4 protein-coding genes and 2 pseudogenes are annotated in these 6,097 nt (G+C 30.4%); 3 read left to right on the forward strand and 3 right to left on the reverse strand.

What is annotated here, in order from left to right; genetic code table 11:
• The first annotated feature begins 142 nt into the window (after nt 1–142).
• From HMPREF2706_RS02715 to HMPREF2706_RS02720, 3 genes and pseudogenes are all read left to right on the forward strand, one after another.
• Nucleotides 143–487: a winged helix-turn-helix transcriptional regulator gene (locus tag HMPREF2706_RS02715; protein WP_002508649.1), complete on the forward strand. Its 345-nt coding sequence runs from the start codon at nt 143–145 to the stop codon at nt 485–487.
• A 337-nt stretch (nt 488–824) separates the two neighbouring features.
• A pseudogene (locus HMPREF2706_RS12030) lies at nt 825–947 on the forward strand (EamA family transporter); the annotation flags it as partial.
• Nucleotides 948–1,519: 572 nt separating this feature from the next.
• On the forward strand, nt 1,520–2,668 hold the full coding sequence (locus HMPREF2706_RS02720) for an alcohol dehydrogenase catalytic domain-containing protein (RefSeq protein WP_011303359.1): 1,149 nt from the start codon (nt 1,520–1,522) through the stop codon (nt 2,666–2,668).
• Between the two features lie 141 nt (nt 2,669–2,809).
• Here the strand turns inward: HMPREF2706_RS02720 and HMPREF2706_RS02725 are convergent, their stop codons facing one another.
• From HMPREF2706_RS02725 to HMPREF2706_RS12335, 3 genes and pseudogenes are all read right to left on the reverse strand, one after another.
• Entirely contained in the window at nt 2,810–5,071 is a 2,262-nt protein-coding gene (locus tag HMPREF2706_RS02725; protein WP_070862176.1) for an ATP-binding cassette domain-containing protein, read from the reverse strand.
• A gap of 257 nt (nt 5,072–5,328) precedes the next feature.
• Entirely contained in the window at nt 5,329–5,847 is a 519-nt protein-coding gene (locus HMPREF2706_RS02730) for a type 1 glutamine amidotransferase domain-containing protein (RefSeq protein WP_017723732.1), read from the reverse strand.
• Nucleotides 5,848–6,002: 155 nt separating this feature from the next.
• Nucleotides 6,003–6,097 (reverse strand): annotated as a pseudogene (locus HMPREF2706_RS12335) (3-hexulose-6-phosphate synthase); the annotation flags it as partial.

The raw sequence follows: 6,097 nt of genomic DNA on the forward strand, positions 1-6,097 counted from the left end.
ATTCTGCAGCATCCTCTTTATTTAATAAATCAATCGCTAATTGTAATTCCATATGTTATTACCTCCTATCTATTATATATTCATTATGGTATAATAACTTCGGAAATACAATACTGACAAATATGTCACTGAGGAGAAGAAATTGTTAATAGAATATAATAATAAATTATTTTACACTTCTAAAGATTTAGCTTTATCAGTAATTGGTGGTAGGTGGAAAATCCCTATTATTTATCATTTATTACAATCAGAAGTACTTAGGTTGAGTGAATTAGAAAAAAAATTACCAGATATTAATCAAAGAATGTTAATTAGACAATTAAGGGAGCTTGAAAAGGATATGATAATAAAAAGAACTATATATCCAGTAGTCCCTCCAAAAGTTGAATATCGATTAACTAGTGTTGGTTTGTCTCTCGACAATGTGGTCTATGGTATTTGTGAATGGGGAGATGAATATTTGAAATTAATTAATAATGAAAATTAGTTAGTTTTTTAAAAGAAGAAAAATTGAACCGAACTTTATATAATCTCTTTCAGATATTGATATGTTTTTATATTGACTAGTAGATCGATATAAATAGAGAACGACTCAAAGACACATAAGTAAGCTCTAAACACACAAAATATTTTTCTGATATTAATAGTGTATATAGGGTCATTAGATTCTATATTAAAAAAGGCGAAGTATAATTATACTTCGCTTTAAGTTAATCTTTATAATGATTACTTGTATTTTTGTCAAACCATGCTTTTTCAAGCAGTTTAACTGCTGCTTTTATTTGTTCTATGGATATTACTGCAAAGCCAAGGAGGACGGTTTGGCCATCATTTCAATTACTTGGTTAAATGAGTCCTTTGGATACTATCAACTAGTAGGCGGACTATTTATTATTATAGCTGTCGTAGCTTTAACTACACCGAAAAAAAGTAAGTATGAAAATTAAACAAATTTTTCAAAATTTTTAAGCTATAAAGTAGTATAAAAAAGATACTTCTTTAAAAAGAGTGTCTTAATCATTTCAAAACATGCTCGTTAACGAAAATATCTTGATCTATACATTTTTTATCCCTCTTTTCTTATGAGATACTTTATATTCTCGAGAATCTTGCCATAGTTTGTAAGTAGCTTGATTTCCCAAAAAGTAGCAATAACATAATGTGCATTTAAATTATCAGCTTTTAAAAGCAATAAACATTAAAATCCTTCGCTTTTCAGATTTTTATTTCGGTTTAAGAAAACACACAAATTCTTCTTTAAAATCAGCAATTACTTATAAACGGGTCAAAACTGTATAGTTACTTTTAGGTAAATCTTTAATTTTATTCTAGTATATTGCTTACATGTATTAAACTTATCTATAATTACTTTTTAATTAATTTTGGCTAAATAAATACGATGTTTGGCATTTTGCTACATATGAACTAACAATTTTCTGAAAAGAGTAATAAATCAATTTATTACTCTGAGTTTACATTATAATATCAAGGGTAAAATCTTTAGAGGAGGATGGTACAAATGAAAGCAGTTACTTATCAAGGTCATAAAAATATGGAAGTGCGTGAAGTACATGATCCAATAATAGAAGAATCAACGGATGCAATTATAAAAATAACAGCTTCAGGTATATGTGGTTCTGATTTACATCTTTACCATCAAGGTGATTTATTTATGGATCCTGATTTTGTTATTGGACATGAGCCAATGGGAATTGTAGAAGAAGTAGGAAAAGAGGTTAAAACCTTAAAAAAGGGAGATAGAGTAGTTATACCTTTTAACATAGGTTGTGGCGATTGTTTCTATTGTAATAATGAAATGGAGTCTCAGTGTGATAATTCTAATCCATCACCGGCAAGTTGGAAAATGAATAATGGTGGACTCTTCGGTTTTGGTGGCATGCACGGAAACCACTGGGGAGGTCAAGCAGAGTATTTGAGAGTCCCATTTGCCGATTTCTCCTCTTTCAAAGTTCCAGATAGTGATTTGAAAGACGAACAAGTATTATTTTTATCTGATGTGGTCCCAACAGCTTATTGGAGTGTTGAACATGCAGGCGTAAAATCTGGAGATACCGTTATTGTTCTCGGTTGTGGCCCAATCGGTTTAATGGCACAAAAATTTGCTAAATTAAAAGGCGCTGAACGTGTTATTGCCATTGACAATGTAGAACATAGATTAAACCATGCCAAAAAATCCAATGGCGCTGAAGTATATAATTTTTCTAAAGAAGATAATATAGGAAAATTACTTCATGAAAGCACACGCGGTGGTGCAGATGTCGTTATAGATTGTGTTGGAATGGATGGCCAAGTTGCTCAAGATGATTTAGAGATAAGTTCAAATTCAGCGCAACGAGGTAATATTAGTCCCATTATTACAGCAGCTGAATCAGTAAGAAAATTTGGAACGATTCAATTAACTGGTATTTACGGTACACCTGCAGACAATTTTCCAATAGATTTAATTTTCAATAGAGATGTCCAAGTAAAAAGTGGACAAGCGCCAGTTATTCATCAAATGCCAAAATTATATGAAATGATTAAAAATGAGGTTTTTGATCCAACAGAAATTATAACTCATACAATGCCTTTAGAAGATGCAAAACAAGCGTATGATATTTTCGATCAGAAAAAAGATAATAATATTAAAGTAATTCTAAAACCATAATAATAAATATATAAAGAAGTCTATATACAGATTATAACCAGTATATAGACTTCTTTATTAATTTCATGTGATAATTTTCAGAATCGCTAAGTTACAAAATTTCTCAATCTAACCAATGCTATATGAAAATATGAAACAATTTTAATCATTTGCTATATAAAGTTTCAAATGCTTAGATGTTAATGTTTTATTCTCTTTAACAAAGTTTATAGGATAGCCACTAAATTGTATTTTACCCCCATCTAGACCAGGTCCTGGTCCTACATCTATAATCCAATCAGCATCACACATAATTGATAAATTATGTTCAATTAAAATAACAGTGTTATTTTGTTCAATAAGGTCATTAAAACAGTTTATCAATATAGGAATATCAGCTTCATGTAAACCTGTCGTAGGTTCATCAAATATAAAAATACTATCTGTAACATCATCATTTAAATATTGGCCTAATTTAACGCGTTGAATTTCACCACCTGATAATGTAGATAGAGGTTGGCCAAGGGTTACGTAATTTAATCCAGTTTTACTTATAGCTTGTAACTTAGACTGAATTTCATTTTCTTTATCAAAAAATCTTATACCTTCGTCAACAGTCAATTCAAGGAAATCAGCAATAGAATAGCCATCTATAGTTGCATTCAACACTTCTGGCTTATAACGTTTACCGTGACACACTTCACATGTTTGTGAAAATTCACCCATAAATGCAAGTTCTGTTTCAATATAACCTTTACCACCACAATTGGCACAAGCTCCTTTCGAATTATAACTAAACATAGATTTATTTAATCCAGTTTCTTTGCTGAAAAAATTTCTGACTCTATCAAAAACACCTAAATAAGTTAGTAAATTAGACCGATTGGAACCTTGTATCGCTTTTTGATCCATAAATACTGCATTATCATTTTTTGCAAAACCTGCCTTAACAAGTGAACTTTTCCCCGAACCTGCTACTCCAGTTAATACTGTCAAAACATGCTTGGGTATATCAACTGTCACATTATTCAAATTGTTTTGGGTCACTGGTCCAAGATGATAAAAACTCTTTGCTTCACGTATCTCATTTTTTAAGTGATGTTTGATACGTAGTGCTTCCCCAGTAGATGTATCTGAAGACAATAATTCTTTGTATGTTCCCTTAAACGTTATCTCTCCACCTTGCGCCCCTGAACTTGGCCCCATATCAATAATATAATCTGCTTCTTTAATTACATCAGGATCATGTTCTACAATTAATACTGTATTACCTTTATGTTTTAAAGATTTCAAAATTTCATTTATTTTTGCAATATCCTCTGGATGTAAACCAACACTTGGTTCATCAATGATATAAACCAAATCAGATAGCGAACTATTTAAATGTCGTATTAATTTAAGCCGTTGTGCTTCTCCACCTGATAAAGAAGTGGTTACACGGTCAAGAGTTAAATAACTTAATCCTATATAATCAAGTGCTTCTAATTGTTTTCGGAGTGGTTCAATAATAAACTGGGCTGTTGAATTATTTAATTTATTAAGAAATGCTAAATTTTCTTTTACAGTCATTTGTGTGAAATCTGAAATATTTTTCCCCATAATTTTACAACTCAAAATTTTCGAATTTAAACGTTGACCGCTACAAGTTGGACAAATTTTATTTTCCACAACATTTTTAAGATGTTTAGCATAACGTTTTTTGTTAAATTCTTTATCTCCCAAGAATATTCTTCTAAACCTAGGTATAAGTCCCACATATTTTGCTGATTTCCGCCATTCTTCAGGTGGTTTTTTTAATTTTATTGGCTCCTGATACAAAAACAAATCTAATTCTTCTTTTGTATATGCTTTTAATTTTTTATCATTATCAAACAGACCACTATCACGATAAGCTTTCCCTCTTTCTTTATCAGGTCCAAAAGATGGAAAATTAATAGCACCTTCATTTAAAGATTTGTTCCAATCTAAGAGCTCATTTAAATTAATGTCTTCAATGTAACCTAATCCTTCACATGTTTCACACATACCATTGGGACTGTTAAATGAAAAGGCATCTGAATAACCGACAAAAGGTTCACCTATCCTTGACCATAACAATCTAACAGAGGCGTATATATCAGATACTGTACCTACAGTAGATCGAGAATTACCATTAAATCTTTTTTGACTAATCGTCATTGCTACTGGAAGATTTTTAATTTCTTTTACTTTTGGTTTAGGTTGCTGATTTAAATGAAATTGAATATAGCTAGAATAACTTTCATTTAAAAGTTGTTCAGATTCAGCAGCTACTGTTCTGAATACCAGTGATGACTTACCTGAACCAGAACGTCCTGTAAATACTGTAATCAAATGTTTAGGTATAGTTATATCTATATTTTTTAAATTATTTTGTGAAGCTCCTATAATGGTAATATCATTCATAAATTAAATTGCCCTCCATTGTAATTTTCAATAATTAATAGTATAGATGAAGTTAAAAGATTAGTAGAATTTCGAAATAGGTTACATTACAAAAACAGTATGTAGAATATCTAATATTTTATCGTAGATTATAAGTTATCTTAATGAAGTTAAGTTCATTTTATTTTTATAAAAACCTAACAATAAGAGACTAACAGCAAAGTTATAAACTTTGCTGTTAGTCTCTTAGATAATAAATACTGATTGATATTATAAAATTATGCTTTTAATTTTTTAATAATTTCTCTATTGAAATCATCTAAGTCATCTGGGACACGACTCGTTACAATATTGTTATCTATTACAACTGATTCATCAACAACGTGTGCACCAGCATTAGATAAATCTTTACGTACATTGATAACTCCAGTTATTGTGCGGCCCTTTAAATCATCAGTATCAACTAGTAAAAGTGGACCATGACAAATCGCAAATGTAGGTACATCATTTTGAGTAAAATACTTAGTAAATGTACCATAGCGACCTTCTTCATCACCACGTAAATGATCGGGTGAGAATCCGCCAGGAATTAATAATGCATCATAATTTTCTGGTTTCGCATCTGCAATGCTAACATCTACAGTTACTTTCTCCCCATGCTTACCAACAAGTTCATGTTTTGCTGTATCTCCAATAACTTCAGTCTCGAATCCAGCATTTTCTAATGCTTCTTTTGGACTGGTTAATTCTATATCTTCAAATTCATCTGCTAAAATGATTGCTACTTTTTTAGTCATAATACAACCTATCTTTCAATTATATTTTAAAACCTAAGTACTATATACACTAGAAAAAGGAAGTTTAAACATAAAATGTTTTCTAATTTTTTCACCAACTACATGTGCATTTTTATCTATTTAGTTTAATCTTATTTAATATTAATTGTAACTGATTATGCATTTGTATGGGCATCTACAATATCACGACATTGTTTAGCAGCTTCTACAGGGTCTTCAGCATTTGCAATGCCGCCACCAACAATAATTA

This window comes from Staphylococcus sp. HMSC067F07 (assembly GCF_001837405.1).
Lineage (GTDB): Bacteria > Bacillota > Bacilli > Staphylococcales > Staphylococcaceae > Staphylococcus > Staphylococcus capitis.

Excerpts from the sequence above, each read along its gene's own strand:
- HMPREF2706_RS02720 (WP_011303359.1), top strand. The coding sequence starts at position 1,520 with ATGAAAGCAGTTACTTATCAAGGTCATAAAAATATGGAAGTGCGTGAA.
- HMPREF2706_RS02730 (WP_017723732.1), bottom strand. The coding sequence starts at position 5,847 with ATGACTAAAAAAGTAGCAATCATTTTAGCAGATGAATTTGAAGATATA.
- HMPREF2706_RS02725 (WP_070862176.1), bottom strand. The coding sequence starts at position 5,071 with ATGAATGATATTACCATTATAGGAGCTTCACAAAATAATTTAAAAAAT.